Annotated in this window: 23 protein-coding genes and 1 riboswitch; of the genes, 11 read left to right on the forward strand and 12 right to left on the reverse strand. The window is 42.6% G+C overall.

The features are described from left to right. Positions 1-84: 84 nt before the first annotated feature. A complete protein-coding gene (gene torR / locus ACTRWI_RS14530) occupies positions 85-798 on the reverse strand; it encodes a two-component system response regulator TorR (RefSeq protein ID WP_499132359.1) in 714 nt (237 codons plus the stop codon). Between the two features lie 255 nt (positions 799-1,053). On the opposite strand from torR, the gene torD reads away from it, so the two are divergent. The 5 genes from torD to ACTRWI_RS14555 all read left to right on the forward strand — a co-directional run bounded on the left by torD (position 1,054) and on the right by ACTRWI_RS14555 (position 5,174). Beyond that, positions 1,054-1,701 (forward strand): molecular chaperone TorD, encoded by a 648-nt coding sequence (gene torD, locus ACTRWI_RS14535; RefSeq protein WP_499132361.1) that lies wholly within the window; start codon positions 1,054-1,056, stop codon positions 1,699-1,701. Between the two features lie 316 nt (positions 1,702-2,017). After that, positions 2,018-3,022, forward strand: a complete 1,005-nt coding sequence (purR, locus tag ACTRWI_RS14540) for an HTH-type transcriptional repressor PurR (RefSeq protein WP_499132362.1) — start codon at positions 2,018-2,020, stop codon at positions 3,020-3,022. Between the two features lie 170 nt (positions 3,023-3,192). Then, positions 3,193-3,278: riboswitch (cyclic di-GMP riboswitch) on the forward strand. Positions 3,279-3,432: 154 nt separating this feature from the next. After that, the gene (locus ACTRWI_RS14545) at positions 3,433-3,996 is read left to right on the forward strand and encodes a TfoX/Sxy family DNA transformation protein (RefSeq protein WP_499132363.1); all 564 of its coding nucleotides are present in this window, start codon (positions 3,433-3,435) and stop codon (positions 3,994-3,996) included. Positions 3,997-4,128: 132 nt separating this feature from the next. Then, positions 4,129-4,809, forward strand: a complete 681-nt coding sequence (locus ACTRWI_RS14550; RefSeq protein WP_499132365.1) for a TVP38/TMEM64 family protein — start codon at positions 4,129-4,131, stop codon at positions 4,807-4,809. A gap of 47 nt (positions 4,810-4,856) precedes the next feature. Then, the gene (locus ACTRWI_RS14555) at positions 4,857-5,174 is read left to right on the forward strand and encodes a putative signal transducing protein (protein WP_061034220.1); all 318 of its coding nucleotides are present in this window, start codon (positions 4,857-4,859) and stop codon (positions 5,172-5,174) included. A gap of 116 nt (positions 5,175-5,290) precedes the next feature. On the opposite strand, the gene ACTRWI_RS14560 is transcribed toward ACTRWI_RS14555, so the two are convergent. The 4 genes from ACTRWI_RS14560 to topA form a co-directional block, all read right to left on the reverse strand. After that, positions 5,291-6,088: an alpha/beta fold hydrolase gene (locus ACTRWI_RS14560; protein WP_499132366.1), complete on the reverse strand. Its 798-nt coding sequence runs from the start codon at positions 6,086-6,088 to the stop codon at positions 5,291-5,293. A gap of 279 nt (positions 6,089-6,367) precedes the next feature. Continuing rightward, positions 6,368-7,825, reverse strand: coding sequence for a glycogen synthase GlgA (gene glgA / locus ACTRWI_RS14565; protein ID WP_499132369.1), 1,458 nt, complete (start codon positions 7,823-7,825; stop codon positions 6,368-6,370). Continuing rightward, complete coding sequence (gene glgC / locus ACTRWI_RS14570; RefSeq protein ID WP_499132371.1) at positions 7,815-9,044, reverse strand: glucose-1-phosphate adenylyltransferase; 1,230 nt, start codon at positions 9,042-9,044, stop codon at positions 7,815-7,817. Before glgC ends, glgA begins: the two co-directional genes overlap by 11 nt. Positions 9,045-9,568: 524 nt before the next feature. Further along, positions 9,569-12,199, reverse strand: coding sequence for a type I DNA topoisomerase (gene topA, locus ACTRWI_RS14575; RefSeq protein ID WP_499132373.1), 2,631 nt, complete (start codon positions 12,197-12,199; stop codon positions 9,569-9,571). A gap of 439 nt (positions 12,200-12,638) precedes the next feature. On the opposite strand from topA, the gene ACTRWI_RS14580 reads away from it, so the two are divergent. Beyond that, positions 12,639-12,884, forward strand: a complete 246-nt coding sequence (locus ACTRWI_RS14580) for a YciN family protein (protein ID WP_004737436.1) — start codon at positions 12,639-12,641, stop codon at positions 12,882-12,884. 61 nt (positions 12,885-12,945) lie between these two features. On the opposite strand, the gene aroA is transcribed toward ACTRWI_RS14580, so the two are convergent. Both aroA and ACTRWI_RS14590 read right to left on the reverse strand, forming a co-directional pair. Next, positions 12,946-14,226: a 3-phosphoshikimate 1-carboxyvinyltransferase gene (gene aroA / locus ACTRWI_RS14585; RefSeq protein WP_499132375.1), complete on the reverse strand. Its 1,281-nt coding sequence runs from the start codon at positions 14,224-14,226 to the stop codon at positions 12,946-12,948. Between the two features lie 162 nt (positions 14,227-14,388). Next, positions 14,389-14,844: an outer membrane lipoprotein gene (locus ACTRWI_RS14590; RefSeq protein ID WP_499132376.1), complete on the reverse strand. Its 456-nt coding sequence runs from the start codon at positions 14,842-14,844 to the stop codon at positions 14,389-14,391. A gap of 53 nt (positions 14,845-14,897) precedes the next feature. Between ACTRWI_RS14590 and aat the strand changes: the two genes are divergently transcribed. From aat to infA, 3 genes are all read left to right on the forward strand, one after another. Beyond that, positions 14,898-15,608 (forward strand): leucyl/phenylalanyl-tRNA--protein transferase, encoded by a 711-nt coding sequence (gene aat / locus ACTRWI_RS14595; RefSeq protein ID WP_499132377.1) that lies wholly within the window; start codon positions 14,898-14,900, stop codon positions 15,606-15,608. Continuing rightward, positions 15,608-16,306 carry an arginyltransferase gene (locus tag ACTRWI_RS14600; RefSeq protein ID WP_499132378.1) on the forward strand — a complete coding sequence of 233 codons (699 nt, stop codon included), beginning with the start codon at positions 15,608-15,610 and terminating at the stop codon, positions 16,304-16,306. The genes aat and ACTRWI_RS14600 overlap by 1 nt, the downstream gene beginning before the upstream one ends. 81 nt (positions 16,307-16,387) lie before the next feature. After that, positions 16,388-16,606 (forward strand): translation initiation factor IF-1, encoded by a 219-nt coding sequence (infA, locus tag ACTRWI_RS14605; RefSeq protein ID WP_001040192.1) that lies wholly within the window; start codon positions 16,388-16,390, stop codon positions 16,604-16,606. Positions 16,607-16,795: 189 nt separating this feature from the next. Here infA and clpA read toward each other — a convergent pair whose 3' ends face one another. Both clpA and clpS read right to left on the reverse strand, forming a co-directional pair. Next, entirely contained in the window at positions 16,796-19,069 is a 2,274-nt protein-coding gene (clpA, locus tag ACTRWI_RS14610; RefSeq protein ID WP_499132382.1) for an ATP-dependent Clp protease ATP-binding subunit ClpA, read from the reverse strand. A gap of 39 nt (positions 19,070-19,108) precedes the next feature. Then, the gene (clpS, locus tag ACTRWI_RS14615) at positions 19,109-19,429 is read right to left on the reverse strand and encodes an ATP-dependent Clp protease adapter ClpS (protein ID WP_004737430.1); all 321 of its coding nucleotides are present in this window, start codon (positions 19,427-19,429) and stop codon (positions 19,109-19,111) included. A 569-nt stretch (positions 19,430-19,998) separates the two neighbouring features. Between clpS and cspD the strand changes: the two genes are divergently transcribed. Next, complete coding sequence (gene cspD / locus ACTRWI_RS14620; RefSeq protein WP_004737429.1) at positions 19,999-20,220, forward strand: cold shock domain-containing protein CspD; 222 nt, start codon at positions 19,999-20,001, stop codon at positions 20,218-20,220. 269 nt (positions 20,221-20,489) lie between these two features. On the opposite strand, the gene ACTRWI_RS14625 is transcribed toward cspD, so the two are convergent. Then, positions 20,490-22,715, reverse strand: coding sequence for an NADP-dependent isocitrate dehydrogenase (locus ACTRWI_RS14625; protein ID WP_499132384.1), 2,226 nt, complete (start codon positions 22,713-22,715; stop codon positions 20,490-20,492). Positions 22,716-23,034: 319 nt separating this feature from the next. Between ACTRWI_RS14625 and ACTRWI_RS14630 the strand changes: the two genes are divergently transcribed. Further along, positions 23,035-23,763, forward strand: a complete 729-nt coding sequence (locus ACTRWI_RS14630) for a pseudouridine synthase (RefSeq protein ID WP_499132386.1) — start codon at positions 23,035-23,037, stop codon at positions 23,761-23,763. A 64-nt stretch (positions 23,764-23,827) separates the two neighbouring features. Here the strand turns inward: ACTRWI_RS14630 and ACTRWI_RS14635 are convergent, their stop codons facing one another. Together ACTRWI_RS14635 and ACTRWI_RS14640 are read right to left on the reverse strand one after the other, a co-directional pair. After that, positions 23,828-24,463 carry a YccT family protein gene (locus ACTRWI_RS14635; protein ID WP_499132387.1) on the reverse strand — a complete coding sequence of 212 codons (636 nt, stop codon included), beginning with the start codon at positions 24,461-24,463 and terminating at the stop codon, positions 23,828-23,830. A 75-nt stretch (positions 24,464-24,538) separates the two neighbouring features. Beyond that, positions 24,539-25,507 (reverse strand): porin, encoded by a 969-nt coding sequence (locus tag ACTRWI_RS14640; protein WP_499132389.1) that lies wholly within the window; start codon positions 25,505-25,507, stop codon positions 24,539-24,541. Positions 25,508-25,551 lie beyond the last annotated feature (44 nt).

The following is a 25,551-nucleotide window of genomic DNA, read 5'->3' on the forward strand; positions in this document are numbered from 1 at the left end:
TAAATAATAAAAAAGCCGAGACATCTATGATATCTCGGCTTTTTAACATTCAATATTCTATCGAACTAATATGTCCCGCAAGAATTACTCACCAGCAAACATGTAACCTTCGCCGTGAACCGTCACAAAAATTTGTGGGTTCTTAGGGTCGAACTCCATTTTTGCGCGCATACGACGAATAAGTACATCAATAGTACGGTCATTCGGCGCGTCAACACGGTGGCTGATCATATTGAGAATACGTTCGCGGCTTAATACCTGATTAGGGTAAGAAGACAGTGCAACCAATAATTCATATTCAGCTTTCGTCAGTTTTACCGGCTCGCCGTTTTTGCTTAACGCACGACGAGGGATATCAAATGTCCACTCACCAAAACGTACCACTGACTCATCTTGTGACTCTTCAGCCTCTCCTACTGTCGTTTTACGAGCAGCAGAAATGCGCCAAAGTAGATTTTTAACTCGAACTAATAACTCGCGAAGTTCGAAAGGTTTAGTAACGTAATCGTCAGCGCCCATTTCAAGGCCAACAATTTTGTCAATGCTATCCGTGCGTCCAGTAACTAAAATAATTCCAATGTCAGATTGACTGCGTAATTCGCGAGTTAGCATCAATCCATCTTCGCCTGGTAAGTTGATGTCCAGCATAATGAGGTCAACGTTGTTTTCTTCTAACACGCTTCTCATTTGAGCACCGCTCTCGGCCTCGCTAACTGTGTAACCTTCGTTCTGGAAATAACCAACCAGTTTACTACGGGTCACCACATCATCTTCTACGACTAATACGTGATAGCTCATCTACACCACTTTTCTTATTTAATAGTTTCGGTGACTATTCTATTCATAACTAGTAACAATTCTAGTGGTACCGAAGATAAATGCCAGAAACATGGATTTTTTTTGATACAAGACAATCTTTAACCTTGCTATTTGTCGTCTAGCACAATTCAATATAGGCATTACTACTAACGAGTAACTTTGCATTTAGCAAATAACCTCGTCTCAGCCTTGGTGTGCGAAAAGACACCACAAGACTAAATCAGGACCTATGTAATGAAAGATACGAAAGCGTTCAACGAGCAAAGAGCAGAAATTTACTGGTGGCTATCAAGCTTATTCGTCAAAGAGCTCACCCAAGACGAACTTGACCACTACCATTCTATTGAAATTCGTTCTTTCTTAACTGGTTTAGGCCAAAATGAAACTCTAAAGCCTGCTATTGATAAGTTGGTTGATGCACTGAACCGCCTACAAACTCGCGAAGATGCACAACTAGAACTGTCTGCTGACTTTTGCGACCTTTTCCTAAAGACGGATAAGCATGGCGCCCTTCCTTATGCCTCAATGTACATCGGTGAAACTGGCCTACTAAACGATAAGCCAGCGAAAGAGATGGAAGAGATCATGGCTGAGCACAACCTAGTCGTTAACCAAGATCTCAAAGAACCAGCAGACCACATCGCTATCGAACTCGACTTCTTAGGTAACTTAATCATTCGTTCCAATGAAACTGAATCAGAAGAAGAGTTAGAAAAGTCGTTCGAAGTTCAGCAACAATTTATCGAACAACAGCTATTAACTTGGATCCCGAAATTCAACGTTAAGTGTCAAGATGTTGATGAATTCGGTTTCTACGCTGCAGCTTCCTCTCTGCTAATGGCTTTCTGTCAATTAGATGCTCAATATTTAGCTGCTGAATAAGCTTAATTGATGACTAGGTAAATAAATTTCGTAGAATGTGACAATTCACCCGGATTTCTGGGTGAATTGTATTGCGAGTATTTTCTAGTCAGTCTAGAATTGTGATCGCAAACGATAAAATATGAAACATTCACGAAATGCTATGCTTATAAAGTTCAGAGCATTTCGGTGTTAAAACAAGCCGCTCACAAGCGGTTTTTTGTTTTTTAACACTTTAGTACCCAAAGAGCCCTACAAATTTAAGCTCTTAGTTAGGTAGCTTAACGGCTACTTCACTCCGTACTTTGGGGAAAGTAGCTTCTAATAGGATAAAAACATGGCCACTATAAAAGATGTCGCTCGCTTAGCAGGCGTATCAACTACAACCGTTTCTCATGTAATCAACAAAACACGTTTTGTTGCAGAAGCGACTCAAGAAAAAGTAAATAAAGCAGTAGACGAATTAAACTATGCTCCAAGTGCTGTTGCTCGTAGTTTGAAGTGTAATTCAACACGAACCATCGGTATGCTAGTGACTCAATCCACAAACCTATTCTTCTCTGAAGTTATCGATGGTGTTGAGAGCTACTGCTACCGTCAAGGCTACACTTTGATCCTGTGTAACACTGGTGGTATCTATGAGAAGCAACGTGACTACATTCGAATGCTTGCAGAGAAACGTGTAGATGGCATCTTAGTTATGTGTTCAGACCTAACGGAAGAACTGAGAGAGATGTTAGACCGTCATGCTGATATCCCTAAAGTAGTCATGGACTGGGGCCCAGAGAGCTCTCAAGCAGATAAAATCATTGATAACTCTGAAGAAGGCGGCTATCTAGCGACTAAATACCTAATCGATCGCGGTCACTCAAAGATTGCTTGTTTAAGTGGCCACTTAGACAAAGCAGCGTGTGTTGAACGTATCGCTGGTTATAAGCGCGCTCTAGAAGAAGCAAACATTACCGCAAGTGACGACATGATCATCGAAGGAAACTTTGAGTGTGATACTGCTGTACTTGCCGCAGACAAAATTGTTGGGATGAAAGAACGCCCTACGGCAGTGTTCTGCTTTAACGATACCATGGCGCTCGGCTTAATGAGTCGCTTGCAGCAGAAAGGCATCCGTATCCCAGAAGATATCTCTATCATTGGCTACGATAACATCGAACTGGCAGAGTACTTCTCTCCACCATTAACTACCGTTCACCAACCGAAGCGTCGTGTCGGTAAGAACGCCTTCGAAATTCTGCTTGAGCGCATTAAAGACAAAGACCATGAAAAACGCGTCTTCGAAATGCACCCAGAAATTGTTGAACGTAGTACAGTTAAAACGTTAAATTAACTGACAAATTGAGTTTATTTTCATCAAGTGCACCTTTGGGTGCGCTTTTTTTATCAGCAGATAAAATAAACCTAGTCTCATATAATAAAGATCATTAATTGAAGCAATATCACACTTTTAAATAGCAATTGTGAGCCTCATTCAACAAAAACTTTATTCTATTCAATCAGTCACGCACAGGGCAAATCACTTGAAAAGGTGAGACGCAAAGCTTCCGGCCTAAACCACTCGTTGGTATGGTAGCGGGGTTACCGATGGCAAAATGCAGTAACTATTAATAACTTAGTAAGTTATGGCTTATTGACAATGTAATTGCAACATTTTGCTAATCTCTCGGACCTGCTTATTTGGTGGCGCAGTTCAAATACACCGAGATAAATAACATGGATAAACCGATACTAAAGGACTCAATGAAGTTATTTGAGCCCCTAGGAAAAATAAAATCACGCTCAATGTTTGGTGGATTCGGTCTTTTCGCTGATGACACTATGTTTGCTCTGGTTGTAAGCGACCAGCTGCATATACGAGCAGACAAAGACACAACAAAAGAGTTCGAGCAACAAGGGTTTCAACCGTACGTCTACAAAAAACGTGGTTTCCCTGTCGTAACTAAATACTTCGCTTTACCAGAAGGCCTATGGCAAGACCAAGAGAAAATCTTACAACTTGCGACTACATCTCTGGGCTTTGCAAAAGAAGAGAAAGCTGAACAGTCCGCTGCTAAGCCTACTCGACTGAAAGACCTCCCTAACCTTCGACTTGCCACTGAGCGTATGTTGAAGAAAGCCGGGATTGATTCCGTAGAACGTTTATATGAATCTGGCTCTGTAAACGCATTTAATGCCATCAAGGAATCTCATACGTCCTCTGTCAGTATTGAACTGCTTTGGGCATTAGAAGGAGCGATCAATGGTACCCATTGGTCGGTTATCCCAAAGCAACGTCGCGAAGAGCTTATCAGTCGCGTAAATTAACATTGTCAGTACACCCTTTTTATACAACTAAGCCGCATTTCTGCGGCTTTTTTTATATCTAATGAAAGTTAATCTATGCTTTGCCTGTCTATCTATACTAACGGTATGCATTGAAAATTTGAGGAAGTATCAATGAGTAAGAAAATGATATTGGGTATTGTGCTAGTCGTGACGATTGTTTTACTAGGCATCAACTTTGGTCAATACCTCACGCTGGAAAACGCCAAAGCACAACAAGCCGTGTTAAACGACTATATAGAAAGTAACTTTTTTTCGGCTTCCGCGACTTACTTCCTCGCGTATATCTTGATCACTGCCTTCTCTATTCCAGGAGCAGCAGTTGTTACACTACTTGGCGCTGCTCTATTTGGATTCTGGAATAGCTTGCTTTTGGTTTCTTTCGCCAGTGCGATCGGCGCAACTCTTGCTTTTTTAAGTAGCCGCTACTTGATGCGTGACTGGATACAAACCAAGTTTGGCGACAAACTGTCTACGATTAATACAGGTGTAGAAAAAGACGGTGCATTTTACTTGTTTTCTTTACGCCTTATTCCTGTATTCCCGTTTTTCCTTATCAACCTGCTAATGGGCTTGACGCCGATGTCACTTACCCGCTACTACGTAACAAGCCAAATCGGCATGCTGCCAGGTACAGCTGTATTCTTAAATGCTGGTACTCAACTCGCAGAAATTGATTCGCTTTCAGGTATCGTTTCACCTTCTGTACTATTGTCATTTGCATTACTAGGCGTATTTCCAATTATAGCCAAATGGTTGATGAGTAAGTTTCGTTCAGCACCTGTTGCTGAATAATTTATAATAGCTAAATAACACAGCTAGCCGAATAAGGTTCAATTTCAATGAAAATCTTCAGTGCATCGAATCCGACAGAAGCGCACATCATCTGCGGATTATTAGAAAGTGAAAATATTGCGTGTGAAGTCCGTGGTGAAGGTTTGTTTGGTTTGAAAGGGGAAATCCCATTCACGGAAGAAACTGACCCTTATGTGTGGCTATATGAGCCAGAAATGGCCACTAAAGCCCGCGCAATCGTTAATGACTATCAAAAGCAGCAAGATTCCATCATCTACGAAGAATGGCGCTGCAGTGAATGTCATGAAGTGAACGAAGCACAATTTGGTTCTTGTTGGCAGTGCGGTGCAAACTCTCCTGAATAAATGAACTGAATGGAGCCCTAGCTGCTTCACCCGATACCTCCCCTAAAAAACGGGAAGCTAAAATACTTCCCGATTTTATTTCAATTCTATATTAGTTCAGATGACCGACTTAGAAATCACTGGATTTGCTTTTGGATAAAATCAATAGAGTGCTGATTAAATTCTTCTGGATTTTCAACATTGCAAACATGACCACAGTTTGCGATTTCGACCAGCTCACTCGACTCATGTGCTTCAACCATCTCTTTAACGGGCTTGATGAACATGTAATCACGCTCTCCCATCAAGTAGAGGGTTGGAATCGGCAATTCGCGGTCTTTGAAATACTTCATTAAAGGGTTTACATCAGCCGTTAATATAAACCAACGTTTAAACTCTTTTTGACACAGTTTTTTGGCTTCACGGATAAATAGGTGACGAGACTCTTTTTGACTTTTTTGTGGCATTACGATGTAAGCAAAAAGACTATAAAGCCACATGTAAGGAATGATGTGTTTACTTAGGTTTCCGAGTTTAACTAACACCTGAGAGCGCGTATTGAGTTTAGTGACTGCACCACCTAATACCATTGAACGTACACGCCCTGCGGCTAGCTCTGCAATATTACGGACGATGATAGTCCCTAACGACATGCCAACGAAATGCGCTGAACGAATTTTTAGATGATCGAGCACTTTAAGGATATCGAGAGTAACCGCTTTAAACGTGTAACGATTCGACATCAGATCTTTAAGGATATTGTCTGATTTACCGTGCCCTCTCAAATCAATGAGCAGCAAATTGAAATGTTGTTTATACGCCTTGATCTGCTTGAACCAGATTGAGGAACTACCTCCTGCGCCATGCACAAATACCACCCACTCATCGCTTGTAGGGTGAGTAAATGTTTTATGAAATAATAAACTCTCAGACATACCTATCGCTTTAATTATTAATATGGAGCTATGCCTCATCACAAGGCAATGACTTAGGATATCACGCAATTGAGAAGATTAGGTGATAATAGTACCGAACCTATCATTAGCCTCATGAATGCTTTAACTACTTTTTCTATGAACTACAATAAGTTTGCAAGCTTTGTCTTAATATACTCGATGTGCTCGGACCAGAAAACAAAAAGGCGCCCTATTCTCAGAGCGCCTTGTGTGAGTTCATATTATCTACTTTGCTAATTTGAGTATCTAGGTAAACTGCTACAACATAGCAGAGTGATACATTGCTAGATACCCTTTCGCAGCATCTTCCCAACTAAAATTTTTCTGCATAGCATAAAGCTGAACACGCTTAATTTCAGATGGGTTTTGTGCGTAAAGCAGCAACGAACGATGTAGAACGGCCAACAAAGCCTGCGGAGTCGGCTCTTCAAAAGCAAAGCCGGTCGCAACCTCTGGATCCTCATCATAATCATTAACACTGTCTTTTAGACCACCGACAGAGCGAACGATAGGCAAGGTGCCATAAGCCATACTGTAGATCTGGTTTAAACCACAAGGTTCAAACTCAGAAGGCATCAAGAAGAAGTCAGAACCCGCTTCAACTAGATGCGCTAATTCATTGTTGTATGCCTCTACAAACGAGAATTTTTCTGAATGCAGTGCCGATAGCTCTTTCAGCTGGCTCGCTAAAACAGGGTCACCCGTACCTACAATCACAATCTGAAGATCGTTCTTCAAGAACTTTTCTATGATAGGCAGCAAGTAGTGAACACCTTTCTGATTCGTTAAGCGACAAACCATCCCATACAATGCGCAATCGATGACCGGTAAGCCAACATCTTGTTGAAGCTTCTGTTTACAGGCTGATTTTCCACGCGCCATGCTGTGTTTGGTCGCTTTGTATTTACGAGGAAGAAATGCATCCGTTTCTGGATTCCAAGCACCGTAGTCACAACCATTTAGAATTCCGACTAAATCTGAAGCTCTACGCTGAAACTCAGCCGCCATGCCATGACTACCAAGCTCTGTTTTTAGCTCTTCCGCGTACGTTGGGCTTACTGCGTTCACTTTATCTGCGCATAACACACCAGCTTTAAGCATTGTCACGTGCGTATCACTAACTGCCGCTTCCGGAACATTGCGGCTGTGCATTTCAGGAAGGCAGTGCAGCTCATCGTATGAGAATACGCCTTTGAACACCGCGTTGTGGATTGAAATAACACTGCGCGTGTTCTCAAAGAATTCATGCTGTTGGTAGCGAGATTTAAGCAAGAAAGGAACAAAGCCAGTATGCCAATCGTTCGCATGAATAATATCAGGTTGGAAACCAAGCTTAGGAAGCATATCCAAACATGCTGCGCTAAAGAACGAAAAACGCTCACCATTATCAGCATAAGCCTGATTATTTTCAGCGTACATTTCTGGACGGTCAAAGTATTTATCACATTCAATACCAAACACTTGTACGCCTTCAACACTTAACTTCTTAACTTGATAAGCTGTATACGGCCAATGATCGAGCTCTGTCGATAAAACAACTTCTGCAGAATCAATATTTTGGATATTGCGGTAAGCGGGAATGGTCACTCGAACGTCCTGTTCGAGTGTTTGTAACGCTTTTGGCAGTGCATTGGCAACATCAGCCAAGCCACCACTTTTAATCAAGCCTTCAACTTCAGACGCTACAAAAAGTACCGAGAGAGTCTTAGTAACCAACTCGTGCTCCTTTAGGGATTACTACTACACCATCGTCAGAGACGTGGTAATGCTTTTTGTCTTCTTTCAGGTTTACACCAATCTGTGTACCCGGTGCGATGTCTGCATCTTTATCGACGATAACACGACGAAGTACACAGCCCTCGCCCACTTTTACGTCGCCTAACAAGATACTCTCACTGACGTCACACGCTGATGCAATATTGCTACGGAAACCAAGTACACACTTCTCGATGCGAGAACCACGAACATAACTACCATTACACACTAAACTATCGATGATTTGAACACGACCATTAGCCGAATCTGTAAACGTCGCAGGTGGTAACGGTGGGTAGTAAGTGTGCAGTGGCCACTTGCGGTTGTATAGTGAAAATGGTGCATCTTTCTCAAGAAGATCCATGTGAGCTTGCCAGTACGCGTCAATCGTACCTACATCACGCCAATAAACTTCTTCTTTCTCACCAGTAATGCGGTTGGTACTGAAGTCATACACAAATACATCACCACGTGGGAACATGTTAGGAATAATATCTTTACCAAAGTCATGTGAAGAACCTTCGCGATCTGCATCTTCAACGAGCTCTGCAAAAAGCTCATTTGCTTCAAATACGTAGTTACCCATTGAAACCAATGCCGAATCAGGGTCGCCAGGGATTGACTTAGGGTTTGCAGGCTTTTCTTCAAAGCCAATCATACGGCCTTCCGCATCAACCTCAATAACACCAAATTCAGACGCTTCTGCAAGAGGCATACGCAGTGCTGATACCGTTAGTGCCGCTTTCTTCTCTTTGTGATAATCAAGCATCTGCTTAATATCCATTTTGTAGATGTGATCAGAACCAAAGATACACACTTGGTCCGGTTCTTCTAGCTGCATGAAACGGAGGTTTTGATAGATCGCATCTGCAGTGCCTTCATACCAACGCTTACCTGTACGCATTTGAGCAGGGATTGGGTCGATAAAACGATCTGTGATACCACTGATATTCCAACCTTTTTTCATATGATGGAACAGTGACTGTGACTTGAACTGCGTTAATACATAGATCTTCATTAGATCCGCGTTAACGAAGTTATTTAAAGCGAAATCAATTAAGCGGTAACTACCACCGAAAGGAACCGAGGGTTTGCTGCGCGATTCTGTTAAAGGTCTTAAGCGAGAGCCTTCACCACCAGCAAGAATCATTCCCAATACACCAGCCATTTTATTCTCCATATATTTATAGCTTGTCGATGTCAGTACTCGTAGAGGTATCTTCCTCTGGGGGATGAACACTGACAATGATTTCGGTACTTAGCGAATATCCATTCACATAAAGTGACAGTATCCTAAGCCAAACGTTGTTTTTCGTGCACTATTGTTTGCACTTGGTTTTATATACGTTATCGACTTTCCAGCCGATTTCAATTTTTAATACGCCATTCTGTGCTACGCAAGCTGATTGCTTTCCTAAGACTTAAAGCAGCTCACATTACACCGTTTGAGCGAAACATTACATTAACACCCAGCATACATCAGGTATACAACTAAACACTGATCTGTGCGTTACAATATTCTAATTAAGTTACACATTTTTTACAGCTGCATAAGATAGTGTGATTAATCTCTTAATTTATTTTACGCTGTGAATTTAATGAATAATTACAACTAAGACTTAAGCTCAACGAGTTGCACAATTGGTTGTTTATGAGTCAAAAAAAAGCAGCCTAGTGGCTGCTTTTTATATCAATAATGTTCAGTTACTTTTCTTTGGGCTTTTTACGTTTATCCGTTACTTCCCATTTGCCGTCAATGAACAGGGCGGTCCAACCAGAAGGCTTACCATCCACTTCTGTACGAACGTAGTTCTCTTTTGTCTTACGACTAAAACGAACAACTGTAGGCTTACCGTCTGGATCTGCAACTGGTGCTGTAGTCAGGTATTGGAACTTCGGTGAAATACGGTCTTTAAAGCGAACTAACTCTTCCACTAAAGGAGCACGAGTTTCACGTGATTTAGGGAAGTTACTTGCTGCCATGAATAGTCCAGAAGCACCATCACGAAGCACAAAGTACGCATCTGAATTCTCACATGGAAGTTCAGGGAAATGTACTGGATCTTCTTTTGGTGGCGCAACTTCGCCGTTCTTCAAAATTTTACGAGTGTTCTTACAATCCTCACTCGTACAATCCATGTACTTACCAAAACGACCATTCTTCAGAACCATATCTGAACCACACTTGTCACACTCAACAAGAGGGCCATCATAGCCTTTTACTTTGAATTCGCCGTGTTCAACCACGTAACCTTCACAGTTCGGGTTGTTACCACATACATGCATCTTACGCTTGTCATCAATCAGATAAGCGTCCATTGCCGTTTCACAAATTGGGCAACGCTTTTTAGCACGAAGGGCAGCGGTTTCAACATCTTCTTCAAGAACGTTGATAATACCTTCTTCATCACCAAGGTTAATCGTTGTCTTACAACGCTCTTTTGGTGGAAGTGCATAACCAGAACAGCCTAGGAATACGCCTGTCGAAGCAGTACGAATACCCATATTACGGCCACAAGTTGGACACTCAATATCGGTTTCAACGATGTGGTTTGGTTTCATGCCGCCTGCATCTTCGTCGAGATCCGCTTTTTCCAAATCACCGGTAAAATCTTTGAAGAAGTTATCTAACACGCCTTTCCAGCTTGCTTCGCCTTCAGCGATTTGGTCTAATTTCTGCTCCATACGAGCAGTAAAATCGTAGTTCATTAGGTCATTGAAGCTGCCGTCTAGACGATCAGTAACAATTTCACCCATCTTCTCAGCATAGAAACGACGCTGCTCAACTTTCACGTAACCACGATCTTGAATAGTAGAGATGATCGACGCGTATGTTGAAGGACGACCGATACCACGTTTCTCAAGTTCTTTAACAAGCGCCGCTTCAGTGAAACGAGCCGGTGGCTTAGTAAAGTGTTGCTTAGGATCCAATGCAATGAGATCCAACTTATCGCCAATTTGTACTGCAGGCAGGATCGTATCTTCGTTTTTACCCATCGGACGTTGAACACGAGTCCAGCCGTCGAATTTAAGGATACGACCTTTCGCTTTTAGCGTGTACTCTTCAGCTTTAACGCTTACTGTTGTTGAGTCGTACTGCGCAGGAGTCATTTGACACGCTACGAATTGATTCCAGATTAGCGAGTAAAGCTTGTGTGCGTCTGCGTCTACGCCATTTAAGTCTTCTGACTTAACATCAACGCTTGAAGGACGAATCGCTTCGTGAGCCTCTTGAGCACCCTCTTTACTACCGTATACAAGCGCTTTAGGTGGCAGGTACTCTGTACCAAACTCAGAACCAATGTATTCACGAGCTGCTTCTACCGCTTCCGAACTCAAGTTGGTTGAGTCAGTACGCATATAAGTAATGTAGCCCGCTTCATATAGGCGTTGCGCTAACATCATGGTTTTCTTTACGCCATAACCAAGACGAGTACTCGCAGCCTGTTGAAGCGTTGAAGTAATGTACGGTGCAGATGGCTTGCTCTTAGTTGGGCGGTCTTCACGCTTACATACTTCGTATTGTGCTTTTTCAAGAACACTCAATGCAGCTTGCGTTTGCGCTTCATTTTCAGGTTTAAACGCAACACCGTCTTTTTGTGCGACTTGAAGTCTAAAATCTGTTTTTTCTGCTGTTTTGGTATCAGCATGCACATCCCAGAACTCTTCAGGAATAAAGGCGTTGATCTCGCGCTCACGCTCAACAAGAAGCTTTACAGCCACTGATTGAACACGGCCAGCGGATAGGCCTCGTGCTACTTTTTTCCAAAGCAGAGGTGACACCATAAAGCCGACAACACGGTCCATAAAACGTCGAGCTTGTTGTGCATTTACACCATCAATATTCAACTCACCTGGAGTTTCAAAAGCTTGCTGGATTGCGTTCTTGGTGATTTCGTTAAACACCACTCGCTTGTATCGCGTTTCATCGCCACCGATGATCTCACGAAGGTGCCATGCGATAGCTTCTCCTTCGCGGTCCAAATCGGTTGCGAGATAAACATGGTCTGCGTTCTCAGCCAGTTTTTGCAATTCAGCAACGACTTTCTCTTTACCTGGTAATACTTGGTAATTTGCTTCCCACTCTTTATATGGGTTGATACCCATCTTTTTAATGAGAGCTTTGCGATCTTTTTCTTTCTTGATACGAGCTTTCTCTTCTGGGCTCATACCCTTTGTTGAAACTGCAGCAGCCTTTTTACCAGTACTTTGACCTGCCGTTGGTAAATCACGTACGTGACCTACACTCGACTTAACGACAAAGTCCTTGCCAAGGTATTTATTGATAGTTTTAGCCTTGGCCGGTGACTCCACTATAACGAGCGATTTACCCATATTGACTCTAACGTCCTTAATCACGATGCTTCAGCACCAACAATTTAACTTGCGGGCTTTTACGCATGATATTCTAAATTCATTGCTTCTTTTTTTACTATTGTGCGAGATTACTAGAAGATCAACCGCTTTTTTCAAAATTGGATCTGATCGCTCGACAATTCGACGACTCATAGGTAAAAGGGTCACAATATAAAGAAGCTATAAAGTACTCGAAAAGAATACTAGCAAGAGCTTATTCATCAGGCATTAACTCTAAACGGGCTCATACTAAGCTTGTCCACGAATCGAACGCGAGCCCCATTCCATTATTTTTGCCATAAATCACAAAATAAATTGTGGATATTCGAAAAGACTCTCTTAATCGGTTGTGAAATCATTGAACTTCTAGTTCGACACCATAAACTCAACGTTATATTCAGTTATCAGAGATAAACTCATGACAAAGAAAGTAATAGCAGAATTTGATTTACTACTTATCGCAAACCAAATTATCCAATCACATGATGACTACATTGAAGGCATGCGCGCAAACAGCGTAGTAGAGAAAGACGATGTGCTCGTCTTCAAAGGCGAATACTTCCTAGACAGCAATGGGATGCCGACAGAAAATACAACCGCAGTATTCAACATGTTTAAATACTTAGCGCACCATCTTTCAAAAGAATTTACGCTTCAGCAGTAATTAAAAAGCTTGCCATTTAGGCAAGCTTTTTTACTTCCTGAGCTTTATCAACTTAGCATTCTTATTGACTCAGCATCTTCAGCTTGTCGAAGTAGTCAGGGAATGTCTTTGATGTACAAGCTGGATCATTAATCGTTACTGGCGTATCACTTAGCGCGACCAACGAAAAGCACATTGCCATACGGTGATCATCGTAAGTATCAATCGCCGCATGTTTCAATTCGGCGACTGGGTTAACGATGATGTAGTCTTCACCCTCTTCTACCTCTGCCCCCACTTTACGTAGTTCGGTTGCCATGGCCGCAAGACGGTCGGTCTCTTTCACGCGCCAGTTGTAGACGTTTCGAATCGCTGTTGTGCCTTTTGCAAACAGGGCTGTTGTCGCAATCGTCATTGCTGCATCAGGAATATGGTTATAGTCCATATCAATGCCCTTCAGATCACCGCAACGAGAGATAACATAGTCATCACCCCATTCAATTTCAGCACCCATTTTTTCGAGTGCATTAGCGAATTGGATATCACCTTGGATACTGTTTTTACCAATACCAGTTACCTTAATTTCGCCACCTTTAATCGCAGCAGCAGCTAAGAAGTAGGACGCCGAAGATGCATCGCCTTCGACAAGGAAATCACCTGGTGATTTGTATGATTGACTCGTTGGAATGACAAATTCTTGGTAATCGTTGTTGATCACGTCCACACCAAATTGTTTCATAATGTGTAGCGTGATATCGATGTATGGTTTAGAAACCAATTCACCCTCTATTTTGATGGTCACTTCACCTTTTGCTAACGGTGCCGCCATCAAAAATGCAGTCAAAAATTGGCTAGAAATAGAACCGTCGATCGAAACCGTACCGCTTTTCAGACCCGTGCCTGTGATTTTCAACGGTGGGTAGTTTTCATTTTCTAAATATTCAACGTCAGCGCCAGCTTCTCGTAGAGCCGTCACTAGGTGGCCAATCGGACGCTCTTTCATGCGAGGCTCACCAGTTAGAACGTATTCCCCACGACCTAAACAAAGCGCAGCCGCAAGCGGACGCATCGCAGTACCTGCGTTACCTAAGAAAAGTTCGAGTGCTTTGTCGCTTGAAAATGCACCGCCAACGCCCGTCACTTCACATACGGTTTTGTCCGCTGATAGCTGATAATCAACTCCTAACTGGGTCAGAGCATTCAACATGTGGCGAATGTCATCACTGTCTAATAAGTTAGTTAGGCGAGTCGTTCCGGTTGAAAGCGCAGCCAAGAGAAGCGCACGGTTAGAAACACTTTTAGAGCCAGGTAGGTTAACTTCCCCACTCACTTTTTGAATTGGTTGTAACGTAAGGCTTTCCATTAAATCTTTTAGTCCTTGTACCACCCGAAGTCACTGGCGAGTATTTATTTTCAGGTGATGAATAATTCTTCGTACTTGCAGACTAACGAACTTTTCCAATGAACTCCAGAGCTAATCTCATTCAAAAAGGTGATAAATTAGCCAACCAATCGCATTTTCATACTAGTACACGAGATCAACGCGAACGCCATCTGAAAAATAAAGAATTCTCACGTCGTCACCTCGGTTAAACAACATCGTATTATCGACATCTTGGATGATATTGACGAGCTTGCCATCTTTGGTTTTAATCAGTAGTTCAACCAATTTATACTCCACTCGATATTGACTATTACCTCGGTTACGAGCGCTTCCAGCTCCAGCAACAGCACCGACAGCCGTTGCTACTTCTTTTCCTGTACCACCTCCAAATTGGTTCCCAATTAAACCACCAATCGCAGCACCTAATAGGGTCTCCCAGCCGCTCGCTTTCGATTCCACTATCTCTTGCTGAGTAATATATCGCACGGTATCAATCTCACCATAAACCACCTCATTCACCGGTCGAGCTTGATTTCGGTTATAAGCTGCATTTGCCAACATGGGCAAAACAAGTAAAATCCAAAGCAACTTCTTCATGGTAGAACTCCTAATGACCTCATGGTCAGTGATTAATCTGTTACGCGGTACTTATGACTATATACCTAACTGAACTTGATACTACTAGTATAGAGTTTCCATCTCCCTTCAATGCACTGGATGAGCCAAATGGCCTTCTTGCTTTTGGGGGAGATTTATCACCAATGCGAATCTTAAATGCTTACAATCACGGTATATTTCCATGGTATGGCCCAGGTGAGCCTATACTTTGGTGGAGCCCAGCACCACGAGCGGTATTTAATCCTAAGACATTCAAACCAGCGAAAAGTCTTAAAAAGTTTCAAAGAAAACATAATTACCGTGTCAGCATCAACCAAGCAACGGATAGAGTCATCGGTTATTGCTCATCGTTAAGACCGGAAGAAGAGACCTGGCTAAACAGCGACATGCAGGCTGCCTACCGAGAGCTCGCTTCGTTAGGCTTCTGTCACTCGGTAGAAGTGTGGCAAGGTGACGAGCTAGTCGGTGGTCTGTATGGCTTACAAAGAGGACAAGTCTTTTGCGGTGAATCCATGTTTAGCTTAAAGACCAATGCCTCGAAAATCGCACTATGGTATTTTTGTCACCACTTTTCTCAGTCTGGAGGGAAGCTCATTGATTGCCAAGTCATGAACTCTCACTTGGAGTCTTTGGGGGCATTAGAAGTAGAAAGAGAAGAGTTTCTCAGCTCTCTGCAATTATTGAAAGATAAGCCTGTTAACAATGTATGCTTTGAAAACCAATGGCTAGAGGAAATGCCTTAATGAATCCAGATTTACAACAAATCAGAATTGGATTAACAGACAATCACGCGTGTAGTTATCTCCCTCACCTCGAGGAAAGAGTCGCTGTCACACTTGATGAACACATGCACACCTCAGAAAATTATGAAGTTCTGCTTGCGAACGGTTTTCGTCGCAGCGGTGCCACCATCTATAAGCCACATTGCGACAATTGTTCAGCATGTCAGGCGATTCGCCTTTCAATTCCCGACGTTAAGTTTTCCAAAAGTCAGCGAAGAATTCTCAACAAAGCAAAAACCTTTCGTTGGGAGCTCAAAGATACAATGGATGATAACTGGTTTGACTTATATAGCCGTTATATCACCGCTCGCCATCGTTCAGGCACTATGTACCCACCTAAAAAAGAAGAGTTTCTACAATTTTCTCAAAATGAGTGGTTAACAACTAAGTTCATGCATATTTACAACGAGACCGACCTGGTTGGCATCGCTGTTACCGATGTGATGTCTCACTGTACCAGTGCGTTTTATACCTTTTTCGATCCAGACATCGATATATCTATAGGGACGCTTGGTGTTTTGTTCCAAATCCAACATGCTCAGAAAGAACACAAACAGTGGCTATATTTGGGTTATCAAATCGATGAATGCCCTGCTATGAACTATAAAGTACGATTTCAACGTCATCAAAGGCTAGTAAATCAGCGGTGGCAAGGGTAGAATACGTCACAACTTTACATATTTTGATTTTGACGGCACAATCAAGCCGTTGAAAACCGCCAAGTTTCGAAAGAGGATTAGATGGCTAAAGAAGACGTAATCGAGATGCAAGGCACTGTCCTTGATACTCTACCAAACACAATGTTCCGTGTTGAGCTTGAAAATGGTCACGTAGTGACAGCACACATCTCTGGTAAAATGCGTAAGAACTACATCCGTATTCTTACTGGTGATAAAGTAACTGTTGAGATGACTCCATACGACCTTTCTAAAGGCCGCATCGTCTTCCGTGCTCGTTAATTTTTAATTATCGAATACGATAAAAAACGGAGCTTAATGCTCCGTTTTTTATTGCCTAACGTTTGGCACTTTGTTTTAACCGCTTTTCTTCGTATCTCGTATCTCGTATCTCGTATCTTCAAAACATAAAAAACGCACAACCTAAGTCATGCGTTTTATCTCTAAGCTATTGAGCTTTCAGTCACTTTGTTAGTGCATCACTTCTTCTTTAGCACCAACATAGACAAAATGCAGTTCGTCTTTTTTAAGTGTTACCTTAACCGTACCACCATCAACTAAGCTACCGAACAACAACTCATTCGCAAGAGGCTTCTTAAGCTTCTCTTGAATCACACGCCCCATTGGACGAGCTCCCATTGTCTTGTCATAGCCTTTGTCAGCTAACCAGTGACGAGCATCTTCAGAAACCTCTAGAGATACGCCACGAGCATCTAGCTGAACCTGAAGCTCAACAATGAACTTGTCGACAACTTGGCTAATCACACTTGGATCAAGGCTATTGAACCAAATGATGTTATCCAGACGGTTACGGAACTCAGGAGTAAAAACTTTCTTAATTTCGCCCATCGCATCTGGTGCATGATCTTGTTGAATCAGGCCGATCGATTTCTTCTCTGTCTCAGCCACACCCGCGTTGGTCGTCATCACTAAGATCACATTACGGAAATCCGCTTTACGACCATTGTTATCGGTTAGTGTGCCGTTATCCATCACCTGAAGTAGCAAGTTGAAGATGTCTGGGTGAGCTTTCTCGATCTCGTCAAGCAATACAACCGAGTGCGGGTTCTTAATAACTGCATCCGTTAATAGACCACCTTGATCGTATCCAACATAACCAGGAGGTGCACCAATTAAGCGACTCACTGAGTGTCGCTCGCCGTACTCAGACATATCAAAGCGCAGCAGTTCAATACCCATTAGTTTAGACAGTTGAACCGTCACCTCAGTTTTACCAACACCTGTAGGGCCTGCGAATAGGAATGAACCTACAGGTTTATTGTCAGCACCAAGTCCAGCACGCGTTAGCTTGATCGCTTCACTCAATACATCGATAGCTGGATCTTGTCCGAACACCAACATTTTCATGCGGTTGTCCAGTTTCTGCAGCGTATCTTTGTCTGAAGACGATACTGACTTCTCTGGAATACGAGCCATTTTCGCGACCATTGACTCAATGTCCGCCACGCTAACTGTTTTCTTACGACGGCTTGCTGGAGCTAGACGGCTACGAGCACCCGCTTCATCAATAACATCGATCGCCTTATCAGGAAGGTGACGTTCATTAATGTATTTCGCAGATAACTCTACGGCCGCACGCAACGCCTTGTTGGTATAACGTACTTCGTGGTGAGCTTCGTATTTTGGCTTCAAGCCAATCAGAATCTTAGTCGTATCATCTAACGAAGGCTCGACAATATCGATTTTTTGGAAGCGACGAGATAGCGCGCGCTCCTTCTCAAAAATACTGCTGTATTCTTGGTATGTCGTAGAACCGATGCAACGCAACTTGCCGCTACTTAGTAGTGGTTTAATTAAGTTAGCCGCATCAACTTGCCCACCCGACGCAGCACCCGCACCAATAATGGTGTGGATCTCATCGATGAACAGAATCGCGTCTTTTTCTTTCTCTAGTTGCTTAAGAATCGCTTTAAAACGTTTCTCAAAGTCACCACGATATTTAGTACCCGCAAGCAGTGAACCAATATCTAGAGAGTATATCACGCTACTCTGAATAATTTCAGGCACTTGTCCTTCAACGATACGCCATGCAAGACCTTCAGCAATAGCCGTTTTACCTACACCCGCTTCACCAACGAGCAGAGGGTTGTTTTTACGACGACGACATAGGACTTGAATAGTTCGCTCAAGCTCTTTATCACGACCGATTAGTGGATCAATGTTACCTTGCTTAGCAACTTCATTTAAGTTGGTCGCAAAGTTTTCTAAACGGTCTTCTGAATTTGCTTCTTCGGCATTCTCTGCACCACCAAGTGAGTCTGATGATGAAGCACTATCGCCTTCATTACTGGCTTTAGTAATACCGTGTGAGATGAAGTTAACGATATCTAGACGGCTAATGTCGTTTTTCTTAAGAAGATACGCTGCGTGAGATTCTTGCTCACTGAAAATAGCAACAAGCACATTAGCACCTGTTACTTCACTGCGACCCGAAGATTGGACATGAAAAACAGCACGTTGAAGTACTCGTTGGAAACTCAACGTAGGTTGGGTCTCACGAGTTTCATCACTTTCTGGGATAAGCGGGGTCGTTTGATCAATAAAAATATCGAGCTCGTTACGAAGAGCATCGAGATCAGCCTGACAAGCTTGGAGCGCTTCCTTGGCCGCATCATTTTCTAATAATGCTAGTAGGAGGTGTTCGACAGTCATAAATTCATGTCGCTTGTCTCGCGCACGAGCAAATGCGCCATTTAAACTCGACTCTAATTCTTTATTTAGCATAGATACCTCCTAAGGGAACAACAGTGTTGTTCGAGCAATTTATACTTGCTCCATTGTACATAGTAGCGGATGCTCATTTTCCTTTGAGTACATCGTGACTTGCGCTACTTTTGTTTCCGCTATTTCAGCACTGTATGTGCCGCATATAGCTTTACCTTCATAATGAACCTTGAGCATCACTTCCGTTGCTTTTTCGATATCTAGTGAGAAGAATCGCTCCAGGATCTCGATTACAAAGTCCATTGGCGTGTAGTCATCGTTATTCAGTACAACGTTATACATTGCCGGTGGCTTTACTTTTGTTGCTTCTTTCTCCAGTAAATCTGAGCCTGGAGATGCCCATTCAAAGTTTCTGCTCATATCGCTTTGCTAAGGGTTATTTTTCGGAAGTGGTGAATGTTTGTGTAACTTAAATTTACCACATTCACGCTTTACGGTGTACTAAGAAACCGCACCGAGAAACACTACCAAAAAATATTCCCCTATACTGAGCCTAATCCACCATGTCCGTCGCTGCAAATAAAAGATCTCGATTCACAGAGTTAACATATGTGATTGATTAAAAAGACGCCACAACTATTGACAGTAACCATGCAATAGCCTCTAAGTTACTATTTGGTTAATAGTTTGTGAGCAATCTCCAATGTGATTTGTTATTAAAATTGATCACTTTTATACCAATTTACTATTGACTGTGCTCAATCATTAGCTACATTGGAGCTAAAAGGTTTTTCTAATACTGTTTCATAACACACTTGAAAATTTAGCAATAAGGAATAATTACGCAGGGTAGCGTTAATTTCCGTAAGCAATGTCTGCAATTCAAGATGCCAATCGAACGTCTTTGGTTGGTTGGGGTTATTTCGATCGAATTTACATTGATTTGATATAAACAACGTTAGTAACAAAATGCATGAGGGATGTATAGCATGGCTACAGGTACAGTAAAATGGTTTAACAATGCCAAAGGATTTGGCTTTATTTGTCCAGAAGGTGAAGAAGGTGATATATTTGCGCACTACTCCACAATACAAATGGAAGGTTATAGAACCTTAAAGGCCGGTCAGCAGGTCGACTATGAAGTAGAAAGTGGACCTAAAGGCTCTCACGCAAGCTCCGTTGTTCCTGTAGAAGGTAGTGCTAGTAAATAGGCAAAATTGTCATATCGTGTTGACCTAAATAGCACTATTTGAGAGTTAACAGATTATGAAAACCGCTCCTTTAATACCTTTACGTAGGGTTTAATGAGCGGTTTTTTTGATCTTGGGTGAGACATATGTTCTGCGTAGAGGCAGTTTTGATACCGGTTTCGACAATGAAACAGGCTGAAACAAAAAAGACGCTTTAACGATTACGTTAAAGCGTCTTTTATTATACCGTCTGTAAGCGCTTTAGAAAGCACTCACAGAAACGCTGCGTTCTAAGCGTCGATAAATGCGTTTAATGTAGCACTTGGGCGCATCATTGCAGAAACTAGTGCATCATCAAATCGGTAGTAACCACCTAAGTCGCCAGCAACACCTTGTGCGTTATTTAGCTCAGCTACAATTGCTTCTTCGCTTTCAGCTAACTGACTAGCCACAGCAGCAAATTCAGCTGCAAGGTCAGCGTCAGCAGTTTGCTCTGCAAGTGCTTTAGCCCAGTACGCCGCTAGGTAGTAGTGGCTACCACGGTTATCAAGCTCACCTACTCGACGTGATGGTGACTTGTTATTATCTAGGAATTCACCGGTCGCTTTATCAAGCGCATCAGCGAGAACTTGAGCCTTAGCGTTACCTGTAACCACACTTAAGTGCTCTAGAGATGCCGCTAGTGCCAAGAATTCACCAAGAGAATCCCAACGCAAGTGGTTTTCTTTCTCTACTTGTTGTACGTGCTTAGGAGCAGAACCGCCAGCGCCTGTTTCAAATAGACCGCCACCGTTCATTAGTGGAACGATTGATAGCATTTTAGCCGACGTACCAAGCTCTAGGATTGGGAACAGGTCAGTTAGGTAATCACGAAGTACGTTACCAGTAACCGAAATTGTGTCTAGACCTTCTTTAATACGAACTAGAGAGAACTTAGTCGCTTCCAATGGAGAAAGAATCTTCAGTTGTAGACCATCTGTATCATGCTCAGGTAGGTAAGCATTCACTTTCTTAATAAGCTCTGCATCGTGTGCGCGAGATTCGTCTAGCCAGAATACCGCTGGAGTAGCTGAAGCACGAGCACGTGTCACAGCAAGCTTAACCCAATCTTGAATTGGTGCATCTTTAACCTGACACATACGGAAGATGTCGCCTTCCTCTACGTCTTGCTCTAGAAGTACAGAACCTGAAGCATCAACCACTTGAACCTGACCAGCAGCTTCTAGAATGAATGTCTTATCGTGAGAGCCGTATTCTTCTGCTTTTTGAGCCATTAGACCTACGTTTGGTACGCTTCCCATAGTAGTTGGGTCGAACGCGCCGTTCTCTTTACAGAAATCAATTACTGCTTGGTAGATGCTCGCGTAGCTACGATCTGGGATCATTGCTTTGGTATCTTTTTGCTTACCTTCCGGGTCCCACATTTGGCCAGAAGAACGCAGCATTGCAGGCATAGACGCATCAACGATGATGTCACTTGGTACGTGCAGGTTAGTAATACCACGGTCTGAATCTACCATCGCAAGTGGTGGCTGAGTTTCGTAAACCGCTTGTAAGTCCGCTTCAATTGCCGCTTTTTGATCATGAGGCAGTGACGCGATCTTAGCGTATACATCACCAATGCCGTTGTTAACATCGACACCTAGCTCTTCGAAAAGCTGGCCGTGCTTAGCAAATACGTCTTTGTAGTAAACCTTAACCGCGTGACCAAAGATCACTGGATCTGAGACTTTCATCATGGTTGCTTTCATATGTAGAGAAAGCAGTACGCCTTGCTCTTTCGCTGACGCAATTTCTTTTTCAAAGAATGTCACTAGAGCGGCTTTGTTCATTACTGAAGTATCGATGATCTCTTTATCTTGTAGTGCAAATGCTGGCTTCAATGTCTTCTTAGCGCCATCTTTACCTACAAACTCGATGCTTACTTCTGTCGCGCCGTTGATTGTTGTCGATTTTTCGCTTCCGAAGAAGTCTTTGTCTTCCATGCTTGCAACATGCGACTTAGAGTCTGCTGACCAAGCCCCCATTGAGTGTGGGTTTTTCTTTGCGTAGTTTTTAACTGAAAGAGGCGCACGGCGGTCTGAATTACCTTCACGTAATACTGGGTTTACTGCACTACCCTTAATCTTATCGTAAGTTGCTTTTACTGCTTTCTCTTCGTCAGTGTTTGCTTCTTCTGGGTAGTTTGGAAGTGCATAGCCTTTTGATTGTAGCTCTTTGATTGTTGCTTGTAGTTGAGGTACGGATGCAGAGATGTTTGGAAGCTTGATGATATTCGCTTCTGGTGTCTTAGCCAATTCACCGAGTTCTGCTAGTGCATCACCAATACGTTGTTCTTTATTCAAGTAATCAGGGAAGTTGGCAATAATGCGCCCTGCAAGTGAAATGTCGCGAGTATCAACGGCAATACCGGAAGAAGCTGTAAAAGATTGAATGATTGGCAGTAGAGAATAAGTTGCTAATGCCGGAGCTTCGTCTGTAATGGTATAGATGATAGTTGGTTTTTCAGTAGGCATGAAATTTCCCTATAGTTCTTACAAGCTCACATGAATAGTGAGAATGTTATAAATTGACCAGTAAGCGACTCTGAGAGTGAAAACTGCTTGCTCGGTAGTCGTACTCTATCTTATTTTTCATGCAATCTAATGACAGCATGAACCAAATCCGTGAGTGCGTTGTTATAATAAAACACGTTGGTATAATTAAACAAATCAGGCTAAAGAGTCCATAAACTTGTTCTATTTTGTGTCTTTTAGGCGCGCAAATGATAGCTCAATTCCGTTTCAGTGAAAACTTTTCAGCACACTTCGTTTACATTTTTGCAAGGTAGTTAACATGTCTACTCGCTCACGCAGCGCTTCTCGTTCAGACAAAACAGCTCGTTCTGGCGCCAAATTAAAACAAAACGGTAACAAGCAGGCCCGGAACAATGTTAGAAATAACACTGGCAATGCACATAAGAAATCGCACTCAAGTAAGCAAAGATACAAACCTAAGACGGCGAACACAAAACCTAAAATGGCACTCGAAGATCGCAAAGTCATTTTGTTCAACAAACCATTCGACACTTTAAGTCAGTTCACTGACGGTGAAGGTAGAAAGACGCTCGCCGACTTTATTCCAGTAAAGGACGTTTATGCAGCGGGACGACTTGATCGTGACAGTGAAGGGTTAATGGTTTTAACTAATGACGGTATCTTTCAAGCCAAGTTAACTCAACCAAACTCAAAATCACCAAAGACTTACTGGGTGCAGGTTGAAGGCACACCTTCTGAGAAAGATTTAGATAAATTGAGAAAAGGCGTCGAACTAAAAGATGGTATGACGCTACCTGCTAAGGTGGAGTTAATGGCAGAGCCAGAGGTATGGGACAGAAACCCACCGGTAAGATTCAGAGCTGCGATACCAACGACCTGGTTAGCGATTACTATCATCGAAGGACGTAACCGTCAGGTCAGACGAATGACAGCAAATATCGGCTTCCCTACTCTACGCCTTATTCGCTATTCTATGGGTGACATGAACCTAGGTAAGCTCCAGCCTGGTGAGTGGAAAGAGATTTAATTCATCACTAACAAACGTAAAAAGCGAGGCGCTTATTACCTCGCCTTTTGTAGATGAAGATTGATTACTCTTGATCAATCATCCATTTACGGAATTCTTTGCGCTCTTGTTTAGAGGCTTTTTGATACCAAGCTTGAAGTTGTTCTAGGTTGGTGGTCGGACCTTGAACAACCATTTCTTCACTCGTTTCAGCCACTTTAACGACACTCTGTGCTTTAGCCATTATTGCCGCTGAAGTGCCAAAGCTGATTCCACGAGCTTGGTTATGCTTGGCTACTCTTTCAGGCATATCGAAATAAGGCATAAACCCTTCAGCGCGATCTAACACTTCTTGTTCGAACGCTATTTTCTGACCATCATCAGTTTCTATTTGCCATTTAGGGCCATGTTTGAACGCTTGTTGCGCTTGGTCATACGTATAAAACTTAGGGGGGGCAATAGTTATCTCTTTATCTGGAGCGTCAAAAGTGACAACAAATGGACTAGAGTCGAAGACCCTCTCTTTTCCAGAGTCTTTCAGCTTTTTGTTGTAGTTTAGGACAACTTGGGCTTTTCCCGGTTCAATCTGTGATAGCTCACGTTTATCTTTTACTTCAACCCCATCAATATAGAGTAGGTTTACCCCTCTTTTAGGTTCAAGAGAAGCTGCATTAACACTACCCGCTGCTAATAATAGTATTGTCGCTAATTTTGCTTTCATTATTTCCCTCTAAATTCAGTAGAAAAAAAACCACCCTCGAAAGGGTGGTCATTATATTAGGCGGTAACTGAATTCTTAGAAAGAAGATGTAACACCAACACCGAAACCAGTTTGGCTAGATTTCTTATCGTTGCCACCAACTTCTGCGTATACAGTTGTATTAGTTGCAACACTGTAACCAGCGTTTACGAACCAGTCACTGTGGTCTTCTGAATTGTTAGAGAAGTCTGTAGAGCTGTAACCACCAGCGAACGTCACTTTATCCATTGTGTAGTCAGCTGCGATAGCGTAAGTTGTCGTATCGTAGTCAGAAGCAGCTGCCATCTTTTTATCAATGTCAACAACGTAGTACCCAGCTTGAAGATTTAGGTTTTCAACACCGCTGAAAGTAGCTTGAAGCGCTAGAGTCGAATGATCTTCATTTAAAGGTACCTTGGTGCCATTATCATCTTTTGTACCACGAAGTGCAGAAGCACCGTAGAAGGCTGATAAGTCAAAGTCAGCTACACGTGCACCCACTTTAAAGTCAGCGAAGCTACCGTCTTTACCGAGTTTATCAGCGTTAGCTTTGTCTTGCATAAGAGCAACACCGACGTAGAAAGTTTCTTTATCCATGTCGTAACGAATGACTTCATCACCAGAAAAGTCAGCAGCATCCACTGCAGATTGTACACCAAACAGATAGTCGCTTCCAATACCGGCATCGTCTAGTTGAGTCGCTGTTTTACCAACTTTCAAAGTACCTAAATCTGCAGAGATTAGAGACACATAAGCATCTCCGCCTTCACCATCTGTTGCTAGATCGTTTAGCGCCCAGTAACCACCAACAGACAAGTTGTCATTAAGTTCGTAGCGAATGTCAAAATTTAGATCTGAGTCGTGAATCTCTTGTTTTAACTCATCACCTTTTTTAGTTCCTTCAACGTAACGGACTTCGATGTCACCGCCTAGGTTTACTGTAGCGCCATCTTGATTGTATAGTTCAACTGCTTGTGCTGAACCCGCTGCTGTCATAACAGCAAGTGCTAATAGAGTCTTTTTCATAATAAATCCACTGCCTTTTCTTTAGAATGGGAGTTCCTTGCCCG

Source organism: Pseudoalteromonas sp. G5_S1_14_S5 (assembly GCF_054968605.1).